Origin of the sequence: Cyanobium sp. Candia 9D4 (assembly GCF_024346155.1) — a bacterium.
In the GTDB taxonomy this organism is placed as follows: Bacteria; Cyanobacteriota; Cyanobacteriia; order PCC-6307; family Cyanobiaceae; genus Cyanobium; species Cyanobium minutissimum.
Window position 1 is genome coordinate 1 of record NZ_JAGQCK010000001.1, and the last position, 18,415, is coordinate 18,415.

10 protein-coding genes and 1 pseudogene are annotated in these 18,415 nt (G+C 57.4%); 3 read left to right on the top strand and 8 right to left on the bottom strand.

The window, feature by feature from the left end; all coding sequences use genetic code 11:
• Positions 1-51: 51 nt before the first annotated feature.
• Positions 52-4,977 (top strand): NPCBM/NEW2 domain-containing protein, encoded by a 4,926-nt coding sequence (locus tag KBZ08_RS00005; RefSeq protein WP_254970394.1) that lies wholly within the window; start codon positions 52-54, stop codon positions 4,975-4,977.
• A 663-nt stretch (positions 4,978-5,640) separates the two neighbouring features.
• Entirely contained in the window at positions 5,641-6,450 is an 810-nt protein-coding gene (locus KBZ08_RS16570; protein ID WP_396122347.1) for a glycosyltransferase family 25 protein, read from the top strand.
• Positions 6,451-7,063: 613 nt separating this feature from the next.
• Here KBZ08_RS16570 and KBZ08_RS00010 read toward each other — a convergent pair.
• Both KBZ08_RS00010 and KBZ08_RS00015 read right to left on the bottom strand, forming a co-directional pair.
• The gene (locus tag KBZ08_RS00010) at positions 7,064-8,620 is read right to left on the bottom strand and encodes an O-antigen translocase (protein WP_254970396.1); all 1,557 of its coding nucleotides are present in this window, start codon (positions 8,618-8,620) and stop codon (positions 7,064-7,066) included.
• A gap of 298 nt (positions 8,621-8,918) precedes the next feature.
• Positions 8,919-11,189, bottom strand: coding sequence for a polysaccharide biosynthesis tyrosine autokinase (locus KBZ08_RS00015; protein WP_254970398.1), 2,271 nt, complete (start codon positions 11,187-11,189; stop codon positions 8,919-8,921).
• 1,294 nt (positions 11,190-12,483) lie between these two features.
• Here KBZ08_RS00015 and KBZ08_RS00020 point away from each other — a divergent pair.
• Positions 12,484-13,893: pseudogene (locus KBZ08_RS00020) on the top strand (undecaprenyl-phosphate glucose phosphotransferase).
• A gap of 91 nt (positions 13,894-13,984) precedes the next feature.
• Here KBZ08_RS00020 and KBZ08_RS00025 read toward each other — a convergent pair.
• The 6 genes from KBZ08_RS00025 to KBZ08_RS00050 form a co-directional block, all read right to left on the bottom strand.
• Positions 13,985-14,761 (bottom strand): hypothetical protein, encoded by a 777-nt coding sequence (locus tag KBZ08_RS00025; protein WP_254970400.1) that lies wholly within the window; start codon positions 14,759-14,761, stop codon positions 13,985-13,987.
• 101 nt (positions 14,762-14,862) lie between these two features.
• Positions 14,863-15,489, bottom strand: a complete 627-nt coding sequence (locus tag KBZ08_RS00030) for a response regulator (RefSeq protein ID WP_254970402.1) — start codon at positions 15,487-15,489, stop codon at positions 14,863-14,865.
• Positions 15,489-16,517 (bottom strand): sensor histidine kinase KdpD, encoded by a 1,029-nt coding sequence (locus KBZ08_RS00035; protein WP_254970403.1) that lies wholly within the window; start codon positions 16,515-16,517, stop codon positions 15,489-15,491. The genes KBZ08_RS00030 and KBZ08_RS00035 overlap by 1 nt, the downstream gene beginning before the upstream one ends.
• 5 nt (positions 16,518-16,522) lie before the next feature.
• A complete protein-coding gene (locus KBZ08_RS00040) occupies positions 16,523-17,617 on the bottom strand; it encodes a histidine kinase (RefSeq protein WP_106220380.1) in 1,095 nt (364 codons plus the stop codon).
• Positions 17,614-18,186 carry a K(+)-transporting ATPase subunit C gene (kdpC, locus tag KBZ08_RS00045; RefSeq protein WP_106220381.1) on the bottom strand — a complete coding sequence of 191 codons (573 nt, stop codon included), beginning with the start codon at positions 18,184-18,186 and terminating at the stop codon, positions 17,614-17,616. Before kdpC ends, KBZ08_RS00040 begins: the two co-directional genes overlap by 4 nt.
• Positions 18,186-18,374 carry a potassium-transporting ATPase subunit F gene (locus KBZ08_RS00050; protein WP_106220382.1) on the bottom strand — a complete coding sequence of 63 codons (189 nt, stop codon included), beginning with the start codon at positions 18,372-18,374 and terminating at the stop codon, positions 18,186-18,188. The genes kdpC and KBZ08_RS00050 overlap by 1 nt, the downstream gene beginning before the upstream one ends.
• Between the last annotated feature and the right edge of the window lie 41 nt (positions 18,375-18,415).

Sequence of the window (18,415 nt, forward strand, 5' to 3'; positions counted from 1 at the left end):
ATCCCGGCTCCGGGCGGTAGCTGGGACATCGCCGACAACGGCGCCTACCAGGTGAGCGTGCTCGCCGGGGCCGTTGGCGACAGTTTCGGGAACAGCACGGCGGCGGCGGTGCTGGGATCGTTTGCGGTCAACCGAACCACCGACGTTTACCTTTCGGACCTGACGCCCACTGCGAGCGTGAACGGTTGGGGTCCTTATGAGCGCGACCGCAGCAACGGGGAAGACGGGGCGACAGACGGGGGCACCCTCACCATCAACGGCACCACCTACGCCAAAGGTCTCGGTGTCCATGCCTCCTCTTCGCTCACCTATGCCCTGGGCGGCACCTACAGCCGGTTCCAGTCCTACATCGGGATCGACGATGAGATTTTAAGCAGCAGGGGATCCGTCGTCTTCATCGTGCTTGCCGATGGCACGGAGATCTTCCGATCCGCCACCTTCACTGGCGCCACCGACGCGGAGTTTGTCGATCTTGATGTGGCAGGACGCCAGACTCTGCAGCTGATCGTCGACACCGCGGACGGCTCCGACGCCTGGGACCACGCCAACTGGGCCGACGCCAAGCTGATCAGCACCCCGACGGTGCCGCCGGTGGATGACGGCACGGGCCCGACAGCCGTACTGACCGCCAGCGGCATCACCGCGGCACCAAGCGGTCTGTACACGTTCACGGTCCGCTACGACGATCCCTCCGGTGTGAGCGTCGCGACGATCGACAACGCGGACATTCAGGTGACGGGTCCGAACGGCTATTCCCAGAGTGCCCTGCGGATGGCCACGACGCCGGCCAGTAACGCGACCTCCGTCATCGCCACCTACAGCATCCCGGCTCCGGGCGGTAGCTGGGACATCGCCGACAACGGCGCCTACCAGGTGAGCGTGCTCGCCGGGGCCGTTGGCGACAGTTTCGGGAACAGCACGGCGGCGGCGGTGCTGGGATCGTTTGCGGCCAACATCACCACGGCACCCCCACCACTTCCGTCTGGCCCAGCGATCTTTGCTCCCCTGGTTGAACTGAATACAGGTGAATCCTCACATGGCGTCAGCTCAGGTGATGTCAATGGTGACGGCATTCTTGATCTGGTTGTGGCCAATTCTGGTTTCGATAGTGTATCGGTGCTGTTGGGCCTGGGTGATGGTACGTTTGCGAGTACTGTCAACTTTGGGGTGGTCGGAGACCAGCCGAAGTCAGTGGTGCTAGCTGACCTCAATGGCGATGGCTTGCTTGATCTGCTGACGGCTAACCAGGGATCGGGGTCAGCTGCGACTGGAACGGTAAGCATCCTGTACAACAATCCCATCCTTGCTGGTACATTCTTGCCGGCCGTCGTCGTCGAAGGGGTGTCTGGCAGCCATGAGATCGCATCTGCCGATGTCGACCTCGACGGCGATCCGGATATTGCTGTATCAGGATGGGGCGGCAGCATCATTCGGGTGCTTCTGAACAACGGCAGCGGAGTATTCAGCACCAGCAACTCTTCCATCTACAACGTTGCAAGCAATCCACATTCGCTGCAGTTCGGTGACTTCAACAACGACGGCCGCCCTGATCTGGCAGTTGCCAACACGAACAGCAACAGTGTCACCGTCCTGTTGAATGGTGTTGGAAGCGCCATCGGAACTTATACCACAGGTGCCACCTACTTTGTGGGGTCAGGTCCGCACTCGATCCGGGTGGGTGATCTGAACGGCGACGGTCAGCTCGACTTGGCCACCGCCAACGAGAACGCCAACACCATCAGCCTGTTGCTTGGCCGAGGCGATGGCACATTCACGTCGACAGCATCACTAGCCACCGGCTTGGTGCCAAAGGGTATCGCGATCGCCGATGTGAACGGCGACGGTTTGATCGATTTGCTGACGGCCAATTCGGCCGGAAACTATCCCAACAACAGCAATAATCCCGGTGGCAACACGATCAGCATTCTCTATGGTGAGGGCCAGGGCCTTTTCAGCGCGCCAGTGAGTCTGACTACTGGCAATACCCCCTTCGCCATCAATGTTGCTGACTTCAACGAGGATGGGCTTCTGGATCTGGCGACGGCCAACTGGTTCGGCAACGGCGGTGTCGGCAGCGTGGGAGTTTTGCTGAACACCCCAAGCCAGCCGCCGATCGACGACGGCACTGGCCCGACAGCCACACTCACCGCCAGCGGCATCACCGCTGTTCCGGGTGGTCTGTACACGTTCACGGTCCGTTACGACGATCCCTCGGGTGTCAGCGTCGCGTCGATCGACAACGCGGACATTCAGGTGACAGGCCCGAACAGCTATTCCCAGAGTGCCCTACGCGTTTCCTCCACCAACAGCGCCACCTCAATCACCGTCACCTACAGCATCCCCTCTCCGGGAGGTTCCTGGGACATCGCGGACAATGGCTCCTACCAGGTGAGCCTTCTCCCCGCCGCTGTCACCGACAGGTTCGGGAACGCCACGGCAGCGGAGGCGCTGGGATCCTTCACGGTCAACATCGGCACCACACCGCCGCCCCAGCCAAGCAGCATTTACCTCTCCGACCTGACACCCACGGCGAGCGTCAATGGCTGGGGCCCCTATGAGCGGGATCGCAGCAACGGCGAAAACGGCGCCACCGACGGGGGTACCCTCACCATCAACGGCACCACTTATGCCAAGGGTCTGGGTGTTCACGCCTCCTCCTCGCTCACCTATGCCCTCGGCGGCCTCTACAGCCGCTTCCAGTCCTACATCGGGATCGACGATGAAATTCTGAGCAGCAGGGGATCCGTCGTTTTCCGCGTTCTCGCCGATGGCACGGAAATCTTCCGATCCGCGACGCTCACCGGCGCCTCAGACCCTCAGTTCGTCGATCTCGATGTTGCAGGACGTCAGACGTTGCAGTTGTTCGTCGACAACGCTGACGGCTCCGACGCTTACGACCACGCCAACTGGGCTGATGCCAAATTGATCAGCGGTGACGTGTTCCGTCTCAGCTCCAATGACTTGGTTTATGTCAGCGAGGGCCAGGGAGAGGCAATGCTTGTAGTGGTACGCAGCGGCTCGAACGCATCGGCGGCCACGTTGCAGTTCACCACCAACGAAATCGTGGGTTCAGCCACATCTGGTGTGGATTTTATCCCACCAGTCATGCTGGGTTTCAATACAGGTCAGATCAGCTTCCTTCCTGGTCAGGCAGAGCAGACGATCAGGGTTACCGTGACAAATGACAACCTGCAGGAAGAAAACGAACTGTTCGCGGTTGGTATCCAGAATCCAAGTGCAGGGTCCTTGGGTGCTCCAAGAACGTCGCGGATATTGATTGTAGATGATGACGGAGCATCACGCATCTCCCTGGCAGAGACCAACGTGACTGTCTCGGAAAGCGAAGACTTCGCTACCATCACCCTTCTGCGCAGCGGCGATCGTTCGCAATCAGCCACAGTGCAATTGACGATAATCAGTGGTACCGCCACAGCTGGAAGTGACTTTGGCAGTATTGGCACCATGGTGACCTTCGCTGCTGGGAGCTTCTTGCAGACGCTGAAGATTCCGATCATTGATGATCTGAACGTTGAGTCTGGAGAATCCTTCCAGATTCAGATTGAAAACCCTGTGGGTGCCAGTTTGGAAGGCCACACCACGGCCACAGTTAACATCCTTGACAACGATCGTGAACTTGGCAACTTGCAGCGCCAAAGTTACGTAAGCGGGTTGAACCGGCCAACCTCGTTCGAATGGTTGCCCGATGGCAACACAATGCTTGTGGCCGAGAAGGCTGGGGTCGTCAGGGTGGTGGTTAATGGGGCGGTTCGTGACACACCCCTGATTGATCTCTCGACGATCGTCAACGACACGGGTGACCGCGGCCTGCTGAGCCTGGCAGTGCATCCCAGTTTTGGGCCTGCTTCCCCCTACGTGTATGTGGCCTACACCTACGATCCGCCGCAAACCGCAGGCCTCACGGGGAACGCGGGCCCCGATGGCGATGGAAATCGCCCCGCAAGAGTGGAGAAGTTGACAGTTGATCCAACCACCCTGACGGTCACAGGGCGTGAGGTTCTTCTCGGCAAGAATAGCCTCTGGCAGTATACCAGTAGCCCCGATGTTGATAGTACAGGAACGCCGTTTGTGCTGCCCTCTGGAATTGTGAATGGCACCTCGATCACGGCAGACAACGCTCTAATTGATGTGGGCTACCAAGATAATATTCCTAGCCTCGACGGCATTCAGAATTTGAACATTCGTGATTACCTTGCCGGTGACAGCACATCCCATACTATCGGTGATATGGAATTTGGATCCGATGGGTATCTCTATGTGACCAATGGAGATGGAACGTCATACAACTTCCAGGATCCTCGCACGGTCAGGGTTCAGGATATTGCGAACCTATCCGGTAAGCTGCTTCGTATTGATCCGATCACCGGTCAAGGCGTAGCCAGCAACCCATTCTTCAACGGTGATGCGGACAGCAATCAATCGAAGGTATTCTATTCCGGATTGCGAAATTCGTTCCGTTTCTCCGTCGATCCAGTGACTGGGTACCCTGTGATCGGCGATGTGGGCTGGAATTCCTGGGAGGAGATCAACACAGCCGCACCCGGAGCTAACTTTGGCTGGCCCTATCTTGAAGGACCAGATAGAGCCGGGGGATATAGCACGCTAGATTCAGCTCAATCTTTTTACGCCAATTCCAACGTCAACCCGAATAGCCCCAGTACCCAGCCGGCGGTGTTGCCTATTCTGCAGCTCAGCCATAGTTCCCCAGATAACTTCTCGGCCGTTATGGTGGGTGACTTTTACAATAGCAACACATTAATCTATGGTGATCTCGTTAGCGGCCGTCTCTATGCCGCCTCACTCGATGCCAACCGTCAGGTTATTGGCATCACGCAGTTCGACAGTAGTGCCTCCTATGTCGTTGACGTTAAGTTGGGCCCGGATGGCTACCTATACGGTTCCAGTCTTTACAGCGTCGGCTTCGGACTAGGCGAGATCGTGCGCTGGCAGCCAGCCTGAGATCTCATCTTAACCTTGGGCGTAGCTTTAAGGCTTTTCGGCCTAAAGCATGCGCGATTACTAGGATTGTGAGTTTGAGAGAAACTACCACAACGGCAGGAGTCTATTTCACCGATTCGCCACCAGGCTTATCCCCGGGACTTTCATCACCAAGATAGCTATAGTCCATCTGGAACTTTCTTTGCAAAAGGTCGGCCTTCTCCAGCTCGAGCATGGCGTGCAGAACTGTTCCGTGACACTCCAGCTCTAGGGGGCCTTCTCGGATGCCGGCACCACCTCCCCTTGCAGTCGCCAGGCCTTCAATTATATCTATAGGGTGATCACATGGAGCCTAGCTTCTGGGCAATCTCCGCCACGGTCTGACGGTGGGGGGTGCTCATCCATCTGCTCACATTAGCCTTGACGGCCAGCTGTAAGGACGGATTGATCGGTTCCATCAGGCCCTTTGGGGGTGAGAATGGTCGGGATGGAGAGGCGTGATCTTTCCTGGCAGAGGGGGCATGGGGATCGAAAAGCCAATTTGGTTTCCCAGAAGCGTTATGCGCAACTCGCTGTTCTCGGTGTAGGTGGTGATACCTTAGTCTCGGATTGCTAATCTTCAAGCCGTCTCGACTCGCGCTTTTGCTACTGTAATCAAGTTCAGGTGAAAACCAAGGAAGGAGTATGAGGATTGCCAGCCAGACTAAGATCTATGTCATATCCGGTGTTCATTCCCATGAGCGACGCAGATTCATTAAGGCCCAGATGGATCTCTTTTGCTTAGAATTTGAATTCATTGACGCATGCTTTCCTGAAACATTTTGCGTATCAAATCAAGTATGTTCATCAGCTTTCGCTATCCCAGTGAGTGGTAAGGCTGAGTATGGATGCGCACAGAGTCATCAGATGGCGTATCAGCGCCTAGTCGACAGTGCTCTGGATATGGCCATTGTGCTTGAAGACGATGCAGAACTTTCTTCGGACTTTCCGAATGTAGCGTATGCTTTGCAACAGACTGACTATGATCTATGCATGCTTGGGCAAAGTAAGTTGACACGAGATCAATATAAACATGCTAAGTATTACTATCCAATCTATGACGCGAGAAGGGTTGGGGATCGGTGGATGGGAAGGTCGATTTCCCCTCGTTATGGGAATGTTGGCTATGCCATTTCGAACCGTGGAGCCCAAAAGCTATTGCGTGCAAACTCTGGTTGTAACTTTGTTGCTGATAATTGGGCAAACTTTGAACTCACACATGGCCTAGTTCTCGAAGAGATTCGACCTCTAGTCGTATTTGAAGATTGTCTTAGATTTGGAAGCCACATTGACGATGAGAGAGGTCACTGTCACGTTGAGCAGCTTTCTAAGGAGAATGCAGTATTCCGGTCTAGATTGTATTGGTTAGCAAAAAGCCTGAAGGGACATTTTGACTTGGCTGTCTTTCTGCTGAGGGGAAGAGCGGATCGGACGCGACGCTCTTGGAAGAGATGAACCTTCATCATTATTCTACGTCTCGGATTCATGGAATGGACACCGATGCGAGGCAGTAAAGCATCATTGAATGATGTATCTTCTTGTCGCTGTTGCTTGAATTGTTGCCTGACCGAATGATGTTGAAATGGCCTTTCAGCCTGGTCATTCCATCTGGTTTTGCAGCTATTCTCCTAGCACTCGTATCCTTCTGGATAAAGCACTGCCTACAGACGGTCTTCGGCCTGGATGCCCTGGAGAACCCTATGAGCAGAGATCGAAAGTTCCGCGTGCCCTATTCCATGGGGGCTGCTTGTTTGCCATGCTGGTCGTTGTTGCATGGCCTGAGGTTATTGGAATCAAGATCAGCAAGTTAGCATGATGGCGCTGCATTGTCATCTCTCGCTGGATAGACTGTGGTGGACGTTATAGTACGTAGAGATGTCTATCTAGTACTTCTGAAGACTTCCACTTCTGTAACGATGGCCTGGAAGTAAAGATTAGACTGGCTGACTCTGGTGAACTCTGCTACTCCAGTTGTCGGGAGTTGATGGCGAATTGTGCTGAACTCTTGACCTTCGGCGCCAGTTCACTCTTAAGCAGCTGACTATGGTTTGTTGAAGATATAGCTTCCCTAGGGCTTCGGGCTGATATGAAGATATTTCCGAATCCCTGGTAAGCGGTCCTCAGTTCCGGTCAGAGTCACCATCGTCCGAGTACAGAACCACAAGCTAGCCAAGGTGAGGCAAGTTCCGAAGGCGAGTGCCGGCCATTGTGGAAGTGCACGCTGGGCCAGGAATGTAGAAATGCAAGCCAGTAGGAAGTAGGTCCCTGCCCGCAGGTTTCCCGCAGACCATTGGAAGCCGGTCATGCTTCTGGCTTGGTTGTAGATGATGAGGCCGTGGAAGATGTTCGTTACCAAGAAGGCGATTCCGGCACCTTCGAGTCCAAAATTCTTCAGGCCCCACCAAGTAAAAACGATATTCATAGTAGCCCAGGCGGCCTCTACTGCAAAGTAGATAAATTGATGGTTGCTGGCTATAATGATATAAGCTACTGGATAGAATATAATGCGTATGGCCATTCCAATGCATATCCACTGCAGTAACACGACGGCGCCAACAAACTTCGCGCTGTAAAAGAGATAGATGATCAGCGGTGCAAGGGTGATTGTTGCGAGAATGCCCGGAGCAGCCATGATGAAGCTCATGATTGTCTGCTCATTGACCGTGGCATTGCATGCGCGATGATCATTGATGATGCCAACGAGGCGTGGATAGAAGTCCATACACAACGCATTGAGCACAAACCCGACGTAGAGTCCTCCTAATGTCCAAGCAGCTTGATAGATGCCAGCTGCGTCGAGGCCCAGCGTCCGAATGATGAATGTGCGAACCACAAACGCCGCGCCTGTAGTAAGTAGGCCGCTCGCTAGGAAGGCCAGGCCCAACTGCAGGAGAAGTGCTGACTCACGTGCTGCCTCGCCCGCTTTGATGACAACCTTGACGGTACGTACTTTGCGACTAAGCCACCAGGAGAGCACGATCGAAGCAATTGCGGCCGCCACCATTGAGGGCACGATGCCCCGCACCCCTGCGAAGTAGATGATTGAAACGACGAAAATGGTCCCCAGCAGCCCTGCATAGATGTGTAGCTTCGCCACGTCCTTCGTTCTGCGTGTTGCTTGAAGAAGAGCGCCTTGGGCATGGGAGACAACGGTCAGGAACAGGGCGACAGATAGAAGCGCAATCGAATCGGCATGATCCTTGGTTCCGAAAGTCAGCTTCGACACCGCACCTGAAGAGGCCCAAAGGATGATTGCTCCGACGATCGCGCTCAACAGGGTCGTCCGGCGCAGGACATATGCCGCAACGGCCAGACGTCTCTCTTCTCCTGATCCAGCCGCTTCGGCGATTTGGCGAACACCACTCTGGTTCAGGCCCAGCTGAGAGATGCTGATGGCAAGGTCCAGGATCACGGTGAACCCACCCATCAGACCGATTCCTGCAGGGCCAATCAGTACCGCCAGGGTCTTCGCGCGGAATGCCCCCAGGACTGCGCCGATCAGAGCAGAGGAACCGATCAACGCCGATGCCTTAAAGATGCCCCGAAAGCTTCCGCGCGTATCGGCCACTGGAGACCCCGTCTCTAAGGCGTTGGTTTCCGTGCTAGGCATGGATGGCTGCGTCATGGCCAAGGCAGCAGATGCCTGCCGTGTAAATCGTACATTGCCTAAAGAGAGTTATAAAGAGGATACATTATCTTTTCAGTTCAGTACATTGATTGTTTGCTCTGGTTGGCAGTGTCTGACACAAATAGAAGTGCTTTGCGGGAATGATGCTTGCCGTCTTATGCTCAAAGAATCAGCTAAAGCCTCACGAAAGACCGCAAGTGAGTATTCAGTCATCCCAACCACTTTTCTTCTGGCCCCGTTTGCCGGCTCTTGTGAATTCATCTTCCGGTTGATCTCGTAGCTCTGGCAGACATTGTCACACGTTCTTTGGAGAAAATCCACTCGATAGAATCTTACTGCTTCGGTGGTAAAGTGGTGGAATTCTTCGTTGCACTCGCATAAGCATTGCAATTGTTTGCGCTTTCGCCGATACGACCTCATTGCTCACTATGCCCAATGTGGGGGTTCCTGTGGACTGGATACGGATCAAAGCCTGTGCTGGTAGTTCACGATGCACCAGGCCCAAGCTCACAATAAACAGAAACCCATCAATATTTTCAGTGATTAACAAGGGATCGCTGAGATCCAACGATGGAGATACATCAAAGAGAACGTAATCGTAGCATTCTAAAGCACGTATCGTCTCAATAACCTCGGCGCAACGTTCGGAAACCAACAGGTTTGCGGGGTCGGATGGAGTCGGTCCTGCAGTCAGAAGATGCAACCTATCTCCGGCCATCTGGATGAAGTCCTCGGGGGTACTGGAGACCTCAGAAAGGAGGGTAGACAGTCCATTGACGTTCTCGAATCCAAAGTGTGTGTGCAGTATAGGTTGACGCAGATCAGCATCTACCACTAAGACCCGCTTACCTAAATCACTCAATGTCTGGGCAAAAAGCGCCGTAAGTGTGCTCTTGCCTTCACCTTGTATTGTTGATGTGACGCCGATTAAGCGATGACCCTTATCGGTTTTTAACAGTCTAAGGCTGGCATATAAGTTTCTCAACGACTCTCGAAGGACCTTTGTTTCTTTGGCTTCATCCCTGGTAGCAATATGCATGCCTTTGGATGCCAGTCCTTTGGGCTGAAAGGTTATGCTTCCAAGCAGAGACAGTCTCAATGACTGTTCAACTTCTTTTGGCGTGTGGTAAACATTCTGTATCTTTTCGCGTAAGAATGCGGCCACTCCTCCTAGGCTTAGGCCTAGAAGAATCGACAAAGCTAGATTTCGAGCAATGTTTGGGCTTACCAGTTTGCTCTGAAATAGAGGCGGAGAGATTACCTTCCATGGAATCGTCCGCTGAGCCACCAGTAACCTAATATCTTCTCTTGCTTTGATGAAGGCAGTTAGATTTGCTTTAGCCACTTCAAGACGCTGCTGAATCGCATCATTCTGTTTAATAAGTGTTGGGTTGAGTCTGAATTTCTTTTCGAGCTCCGAGCGCTGCCGTTTTATTTCTGCTTGCTCACCGCTGATCTGTTGTAATGTCGCATCAATCGCATCTAGCTGGCGTCGCTGCAGCAACGCCTTGACTCGACTGATTCTTGCTTTCAGGCTTTGCACAAGTGGAGTAGAGGATTTAAAAGTGGCATCTGCTATCGCCAATTCCTTTTCAAGTTGACTCAAGTCGATTTGCAATTGGTCCAGACCAGTTCCGGCTCGAGTTTGGACGCTTCCGTTCGCGCTCGGCGCAGTGCTGAGACGCTGTTCCACCTCAGGAATTTGCTGACTGCTGACGTTTCCTGCCCGTATTGCGGAACCGAGTGCTTTCAGTTCAGCTTCTTTTCTTAGAAGTTCATCCTGTCTCTCCTTAAGGCTGTCTAACTGTTTGACAATTGCATCACCTTCAGTTGTTGGCTCAAGGAACTTGTTGCGGATGCGAAAGTCTGATAGCTGCCCTTGAATGACGGATAGTTTGTTTTGCAGGGCAGGCGCCTGCTCATTGAGATAGCTAATGCTTTCTGCGAGTTTTTCCCTTCGTTGGTTGGTGGAAAAGCTCAGATAGTCATTCATTAGAGTCTTTAGGATCTTCTCTCCCTCTTTTGGATTGTTCCACTTTAGGGTGATATCTAAGACGCTGGATGCATCACCTGAACGCCTTTCTATGATCAAGCTCTCCGTTAGATCTTCTTCGCTGATTCCTAACTGCTTGGAGACCGGCTGCAACAGAAGCGGGCTTGCCAGTACGTCAATGAGATCCTGCGAGATCTGAATATTAGGCACTCTGGATGACTGCAGAGCAAGCCCCTTTAGGTCTGCCCCTGAATCAGACGACGAACTCTCTTCTACTGAGTTGACCGGATCCCCAACCAGCAAACTGAAACTCCCCTCGAAAACTGGCAGAAATAGCCTTTGGTAGAGGGTAACTGCAGCACCTACTCCTACAGTGGTGATCAAGACTCCGAGCGCCAGTGGAAGCTGACGCTTTAGGATTGATATCAAACTACCGACATCAAATGTGGCAGACTGCGGTTCTGGAGCTTGTGGCTCTACGGCCTTTGGAATCAGAATGAATTCATCGGCAGTGCCCTCGATTCGCACCGGTCGAGCTGCTGATTCTTCTTCATTGTAATTGGATTTGGCCATTAGACTTGTTGACCCACTTCATAGTAGCCACATCCACCGCTGGGGCCTTGAAGGCGCATCATCACATTCTGCTAAATCCTTCCTTGTAGGGGAGCGTAATTGTCATTTCCATTACAAAACTCGGATCTTTAGGTCATCGAGCCAGCTGACTTTAACCCCTATCGGTTGTTTCTGCGCCTTGCGGATCCTTCGCTACTACGAAGACGTTATGACGTGATGCTGCGCTGCTACTCATTGCTGATGGTATTCTTCGACTGTCCCCTGCCACGCTGGGTGTTGAGCTGACAGGCGTGGACGACCGTTTTGTGATCATTGCTGACCCTCATCGCTTGACCTTTCTCTGATCCATTCGTTCACAGGCCTAGGACTACGCTTATTCTGCCAAGTCCTGTTTACGTTCTGATGTAGCGTTGTTATTCTAATCGGCACCATTCCTTTACACTTGTGGCCTTTAGCCGATTTCTTGGTAGCGGCTTGCTCCTACAACATTAGCAAGGAAGGACTTCCCCACGCTGGATGCGATTCACTACGTCAGCCTCCTCATCAGGTTCTTGTTCATTTCAATTCTATAATCGTTGATCCCACCCTGGTGTGCTGATCGTTATCCCGTGCTTTCCGATGCGCTATGTCCAACATCGGTTTCCACCCATCGGCGCCGGCTCAACCCTCTCGGATCGGACCAGACAACTCTGAACAATGAACTGGTCCTTGCTCTTCTCTTTCCGGCCTCTGTTTCATCGTGTATCTCTGCTATCGCCATATGCACCTAGCGTCTTTGCATTAATAGCTACCAATGGCCTATGTGGCGATGCAGCCTCTTGAGTAGGTGCACGGAGTCGTCGATGACCGCTTCACGAAAGTTCATACCCATTCTGGGATCTAGGTTTCCAGGCTTTTTTCGCCCTGGCCTGGTGTCGACTGATGCTTGAACGCAGCGGATCTGCTGCATCTTTGGTCTTTTTCCATAAACCCTAATGAAAACCTAATAAAGCTCAGGTAAATCTCGCACTAGCTTTACCCAGAGTTTAGTGGAGGTGAAAGAACCGTGAGTTCTGTGGACGGATTGGCCAGCGCTTCCTCAAGGAATACCCATCCCAGGCCAACCCTGCTTCAAGCCTTGGCCATCAGAGGTTTGACTCCGACCCATAGGTCCAAGCGCATCCATGCCCCAGGGTCTATGAGCTGTGGGGGCCCCTCCAGTCTGATTACTGAAGAGACATATCATTTTAGGGCCTACGGTTTCTTGCGCGCTTGTTGGAGGCCATTTTCCCTTCCGCAGCGCAGCAAGCTTGCCATGTTAAGACGCATTCCTGTCAACGGGAAAGATATTGTCGGGTTGCAAAAGGTCGTTGATCCACTCTTAGCTGGTTCGTTGTTCTGGCTGTTTAACACGCGGCCTGGCAGTGTTGTCAGTGGGCATCTTCTGTACTCTTCGGTGTTGACTGTCGTCCTGCTTTCACTGCTGATTCTTTCTGACTCCAAGGTCTATGAAGGGTATCGGAACAGTCGGCTATGGACCCTGTTGGGGAGAGCCACGCAAGGATGGCTCAAAATTGTTGCCACCCTCATAGCTATTGGTTTTTTTGCCAGTGTTAGTTCGTCTTTCTCGCGGGTTGGGTTTGTTGCTTGGTCTTTAGTCGGTTGGCTCGTTCTGATCAGTGTTCATGTAGGAAGCCAGAAGTTCCTTCGTTATCTCCGCATTAATGGTGTGAATATTCAGAACATCGTCTTCTTGGGGAGCTGCGAGACCGCTGTCCAATTCTATCGTCAAATCAGGGATCTTCCCTACTTGGGCCTCAGCTTGAAGGCTTGGTTTTCAACCACCATTGACGCCCCTACCACTTCTCTTCCGCCGGGTATGCCACTGCCGGTAGGGGGCGTCTCTTCTCTCCAGACTTGGCTCCAAGACAATAACGCTGATCAAATCCATTTCTGCAGCTCTGACTTCAGCGACCAAGGCATACCAATGAGGAATCTTATTGCTATTCTTGGCAATACCTCCCTACCTGTCTATTACGTTCCCCAGTGGATCCATGCTGGTATGCGATGCAACGTTGAGCAGTTGGGGCGCACCTATATGATTGAACTCTGGGGTCATCAGGACCTAAGATTTGGGCTTTGGCTTAAGCGTGTTTTTGATATTATCGTTTCAATCCTCCTCATATTCTTTCTTTCTCCTCTTCTTCTGATTCTTTCCTTTCTTGTTAGACTTAGTTCGCCAGGGCCTGTCATCTTCTGTCAGGATCGCTATGGTTTTAAAGGTGAACGCTTCAAAATCTATAAATTCCGTACGATGACAGTGATGGAAAGTGGTGACCAGGCAGGTCTTCAGCAGGCCAGACGCAACGATCCAAGGATTACTCCCATTGGGAAGTTTCTGCGTCGCTGGTCGTTGGACGAACTGCCCCAGCTCTTTAATGTCCTGAATGGGTCAATGAGCCTAGTGGGCCCCCGTCCCCATGCGGTTGCTCACAACGAGGAGTAAAGGTCTCTCATTACGGGTTACATGCAGAGACATCAGCTGCGCCCTGGTATCACAGGGCTTGCTCAGGTCAAAGGTTTTCGTGGTGAGACAGCCAATCTCTCCAGCATGAAGAATCGAGTTGAGGCTGACTTGTTTTACCTCAAGGAGTGGTCTTTTCTTCTTGATCTTGAAATTCTTTGCAAGACTCTTTTTAAACTCCGCTCCTCCAACGCCTACTAGTATTGATTGTTTAGCTAATTCTCGGCGACAGCTGCATGGTTCCCGTTTCGCTCGTTTCCATGCACTGTTGTTGTTGGATCCCACGCCCATCTCACGCTCTCGTCGGCTCCGCCAGCAGGCCGGTGAGATCCTCGCTGCCGAACACCTGGCGGTAGGCGGCCGTGCTGGTGCACAGGACCACGGGCACCGCCACCAGCAGCCCCACGAAGCAGGCCAGCAGGCCCACCAGCACGATGGCGAATTCCACCAGGGCCAGCAGCAGCACCGAGCCCCACTGGGGATCGAGCAGGGTGCGGCCCCGGGTGATGGAGTCGATCGGCCCGCGGCCCTCCAGCAGGGCGATCTGGGCCAGGAACTTCTGGTTCACCGCAAGGTAGATCAGCACCGTGAAGGCCGCCAGGAACGGCAGCACGGCCAGGATCTGGTTGAGCTGGGCGGCGGCGACCCCCACCAGGGCCGCCACCATCAGGATCGCGATCATCAGGATCCCCAGCGCCAGGCCGTTGCGGAACAGCCGCCAGCTGGCCGCCCCATCCCAGCGGGTGAAGGTGCCCAGGGCCGGCTTGCCGCCGGAGAGGGCGCTCCAGGCGCCGCGCACCAGGCCCGTGGTGCTCCACAGACTCACCAGCACGCTCAGGATCGAGCCCACCACTAGGCGGACCACGTCCACCGCCGTCACCGCGGCGGCCTCGTCGGGGTCCACCTGGCCCTGGATCAGCGAGCAGACGCTGCTCAGCACCCCCGCCAGCAGGGTGAAGCCGATGAACACCCAGGGGGCCCGGGCGAAGGCCCCCCAGCCTTCCTTCACGGCCTCGATCACCTTCAGGGAGGATCCGCCGCTGGGATCCTGCATCAGAGACACGGCCATGGCTCGGGGGGGAGTTGCCGGGACATTAGGCAGCGCCTGACGGGCGGCCACCCCATCGGTGCGAAGCGTTGCATCCGGTGCGGGTGGGGTGGAACCGGCGATCACTCCGGATCCAGGACCTTCAGCACCGCCTGGGTGCGGTTGCTCACCTGCAGCTTCTGAAAGATGGTGTGCAGGTACACCCTCACCGTCCCGGTGCCCAGGCCGAGACTGTCGGCGATCTGGCGGTTGGTGAGACCGCCGGCCATGGCCGCCAGCACCTCCCGCTCCCGTGGCGTCAGCAGCGCCAGGGAGGCCTCCGGCGGGCCGGCGGCGGCAGCGGTGTCCCGGCTGCGCAGGGCCCGGGTGGCGGAGCGGTCCCACCAGCTGGCCCCCTGTCCGACGCTGGTCAGGGCCGTTTCCAGCTGTCCGAGGGCCTCCGCCTTGTGGAGATAGCCGCTGGCGCCGGCGTCCCACAGCCGCTGCACCCAGCGACCGTCGTCCTGGCTGGTGAGGACCAGCACGGGCAGGGCATGGTCGGCGCTGATGCGCCGGCAGGTCTCCAGCCCCCCCAGCCCGGGCAGGCCGATGTCGAGCACCACCACATCGGCCGGGGCCGCCAAGAGGGCCTCCAGGCCCTGCTCGCCGTCGCTGACCGAGCGGACGGCGGTGACCGCCGGCAGGCGCAGCAGGAAGGCCTCGATCCCCACCCGGAACGCCTCGTCGTCCTCGATCAGCAGCACCCGCATCAGCCTGGCGAAGCCTCCAGCGGCAGTCGCACCTCGATGCTGGCCCCGCCGGCGGGCAGGTTGCTGGCTCGGATGCTGCCGCCATGGGCTTCCGCGATCTGGCGCGACAGGTAGAGCCCCAGTCCGCTGCCCCGCTGCTCCGGATCGCTCTGGTAGAAGCGCTCGAACAGGTGCGGCAGGCTGGCGTCAGGGAAGCCCCGGCCCCGGTCACTGACGGTGACCACCGCCTGGCCCTGTTGCCGCTGCAGGTCGAGCCAGACCCGCTCGCCCCGCAGGCTGTGGTTGATGGCATTGAGCAGCAGATTCTCCAGCAGCCGCCGCAGCCGGCCGGGATCCCCCGGCAGGGTGAGGGGGCGCGACCCGGAGGGCTGGCGCTGGATCAGGGCCACGGACCGCTCACGGGCGATCGGACCCACGGCCGCGATCGCCTCGGCGGCGAGGCGCCCCAGGTCGCAGGTCTCCGGCTGCAGCCACAGGCCCTCCTGGTCGGCGCGGAACAGCCGCAGCAGGTCCTCGATCAGCCGCAGGCTGCGCTCCTGGCTGGCGAGGATGGCGCCGATGCCGCGCTCCAGCAGGCCCCCCGCCGTCGGCCCGGCCTCCAGCCCCATCATCCGGACGGTGGCGATCGTGCCCAGCACAGGGGTCTTGAGGTCGTGGGCAAGGGTGGCGATCATGTCCCGGCGCAGATCCGCCTGGGCCAGCCTCACCTCCAGATCCACCTGCTGGCGCAGCAGGTGGCGGTTATGCAGACACAGGAAGGTGGTCACGGTCAGGGCCAGGCAGACCAGCAGGCGATCCACCAGCACCGCCCTCCAGTCGGGATCCGGCTCCGGCACCACCAGATTCACCAGGGTCAGGCCGCAGCAGAGCGCCAGGAAGGCAAGGGCATCGCGGCGGTCGCGATGGGGGGCGCCGATCAGCAGCGGGATCACGTACAGATAACCGAAGACGATGTGGGGCGGCGTGGCCAGCTCCAGCAGCAGGATCAGGCCGGTGAGCGCCCAGAGTGCCCCCGGGAATCGGACCACCCGGCTCACGGCTCCGTGTCGGCGCCCGGCGCCGTGGTGTCCGAGATCAGGTGCAGATCGATGCTGAGTCCCCGCAGCTGCTGCTGCAGCCGTTCCGAGATCGGCCGGCGCAGCAGCACCTGCCAGCGGGAGCGCAGCGTCTGGCCCAGCACGATCTGGGTGATGCGCCGCTCGCGGGCGACCCGGGCGATGGTGCCGAGCACGTCGCTGCTGTCGACGCGCAGAAAGGTGCCGCCCACGTCCTGGCACAGGGTGGCGCAGGCTTCGAGCCGCAGGCTCTCCTCCTTGCTGAGGAAGCGGCCGGGATCCTGGATGGTGAGGGCCAGCAGCGGCGCATCCATGGTGCTGGCCAGGCGGGCGGCACGGCGCAGGAGCCGCGTCGCACTCGGATAGGCCGACACGCACACCATCACCCGCTCCCGCAGACCCGCCGCCGTGGGCTCCTCCTCCTCCACCCGGTCGGCCACCTCCCGCAGCGACAGCTCCCGCAGGGCCACCAGGTGGCGGCGCTGGAAGAAGTTGGCCAGGGCCTGGGGGACCTTCTCCGGGGCGTAGACCTTGCCCTCCTTCAGCCGCTCCTGGAGGGTCTCGGGGGTGACGTCCACCAGGACCACTTCGTCGGCCTGCTCCAGCACCCGGTTGGGGATCCGCTCGCGCACCACCACCCCGGTCAGTTCGGCCACCAGATCGTTGAGGCTCTCCAGGTGCTGGATGTTGAGGGTGGAGTACACATCCAGACCGGACAGCAGCAGGGCCTCCACGTCCTGCCAGCGCTTCTTGCGTTCGCTGCCCGGGATGTTGGTGTGGGCCAGCTCATCGACCAGCACCAGCTGGGGCCGGCGCTCCAGCACGGCGGCCACGTCCAGCTCCTCCAGGGTCACCCCCTGGTAGAGCAGGCGCTTGCGCGGCACCTGCTCGATCCCTTCGGCCTGGCGGATCGTTTCCTGGCGGCCGTGGGTCTCCAGCAGGCCGATCACCACGTCGGTGCCCTCCTTGAGCAGCTCGCGCCCCTCCTGGAGCATGCGGCAGGTCTTGCCCACCCCCGGGGCCATGCCGATGAACACCTTGTGGCGGCCCCGGCCGCGGCTGGAGCGGATCAAGGCACCAGCTCGTCCAGGGCGAGGTTGAAGGCCAGCACGTTCACCAGCGGCGGCCGCGCCAGCCCGAGCAGCGGCCGGTGGCTCTGGCGCTCCAGCAGGGCCTCCAGCCGGTCGATCGGCAGGCGGCGCGCGGCGGCGATCCGCGGCAGCTGCTGGCGGGCCGCCTCCAGGCTGATGTCGGGGTCGAGCCCCGATCCGGAGCTGGTGAGCAGATCGGCGGCCGGACGGCCCACGCCGCGCTCGGCCCAGGCGACGACCTCCGCCGCGACCCGCATGGCCAGGGCGGGGTTGCCGGGGGCCAGGTTGCTGGGGCCGGAGGCGGGGGAATCGCCGCCGCCGTAGGCCACGGCGCTGGGCCGGCCCTGCAGGTAGCGATCGCCCGCGAAGGCCTGGCCGATCAGGGCCGAGCCCACCACGCGCCCATCGACGCGCACCAGGCTCCCCTCGGCCTGCCGGGGGGCGGCGATGCGGGCCAGGCCCAGCATCGGCACGGTGATCACCACCACGGTGAGCAGCCAGAGCACCAGGGTGAGGCGCAGGCCCTGGCCGAGACGGGAAAGGGCGTTCATCAGAATTTCTCCGGGCGGACCATGGCGGTGAACAGATAGGCCGACAGGGCCAGGGTGACGCTGATCAGCAGGGCCAGGGCATGGCTCTGGAGGCTGTCGAGGCGGCCCCGCTGCAGCGGGGCGAGCAGCACGGTGCCGGCGGCGAGCAGCAGGGGCAGCCAGAAGAGCGGTCGCTTGAGCAGAACCATCGGGAAGGGAGCGCAGCGGTGCAGGGGAGGGAGGGAAGCGG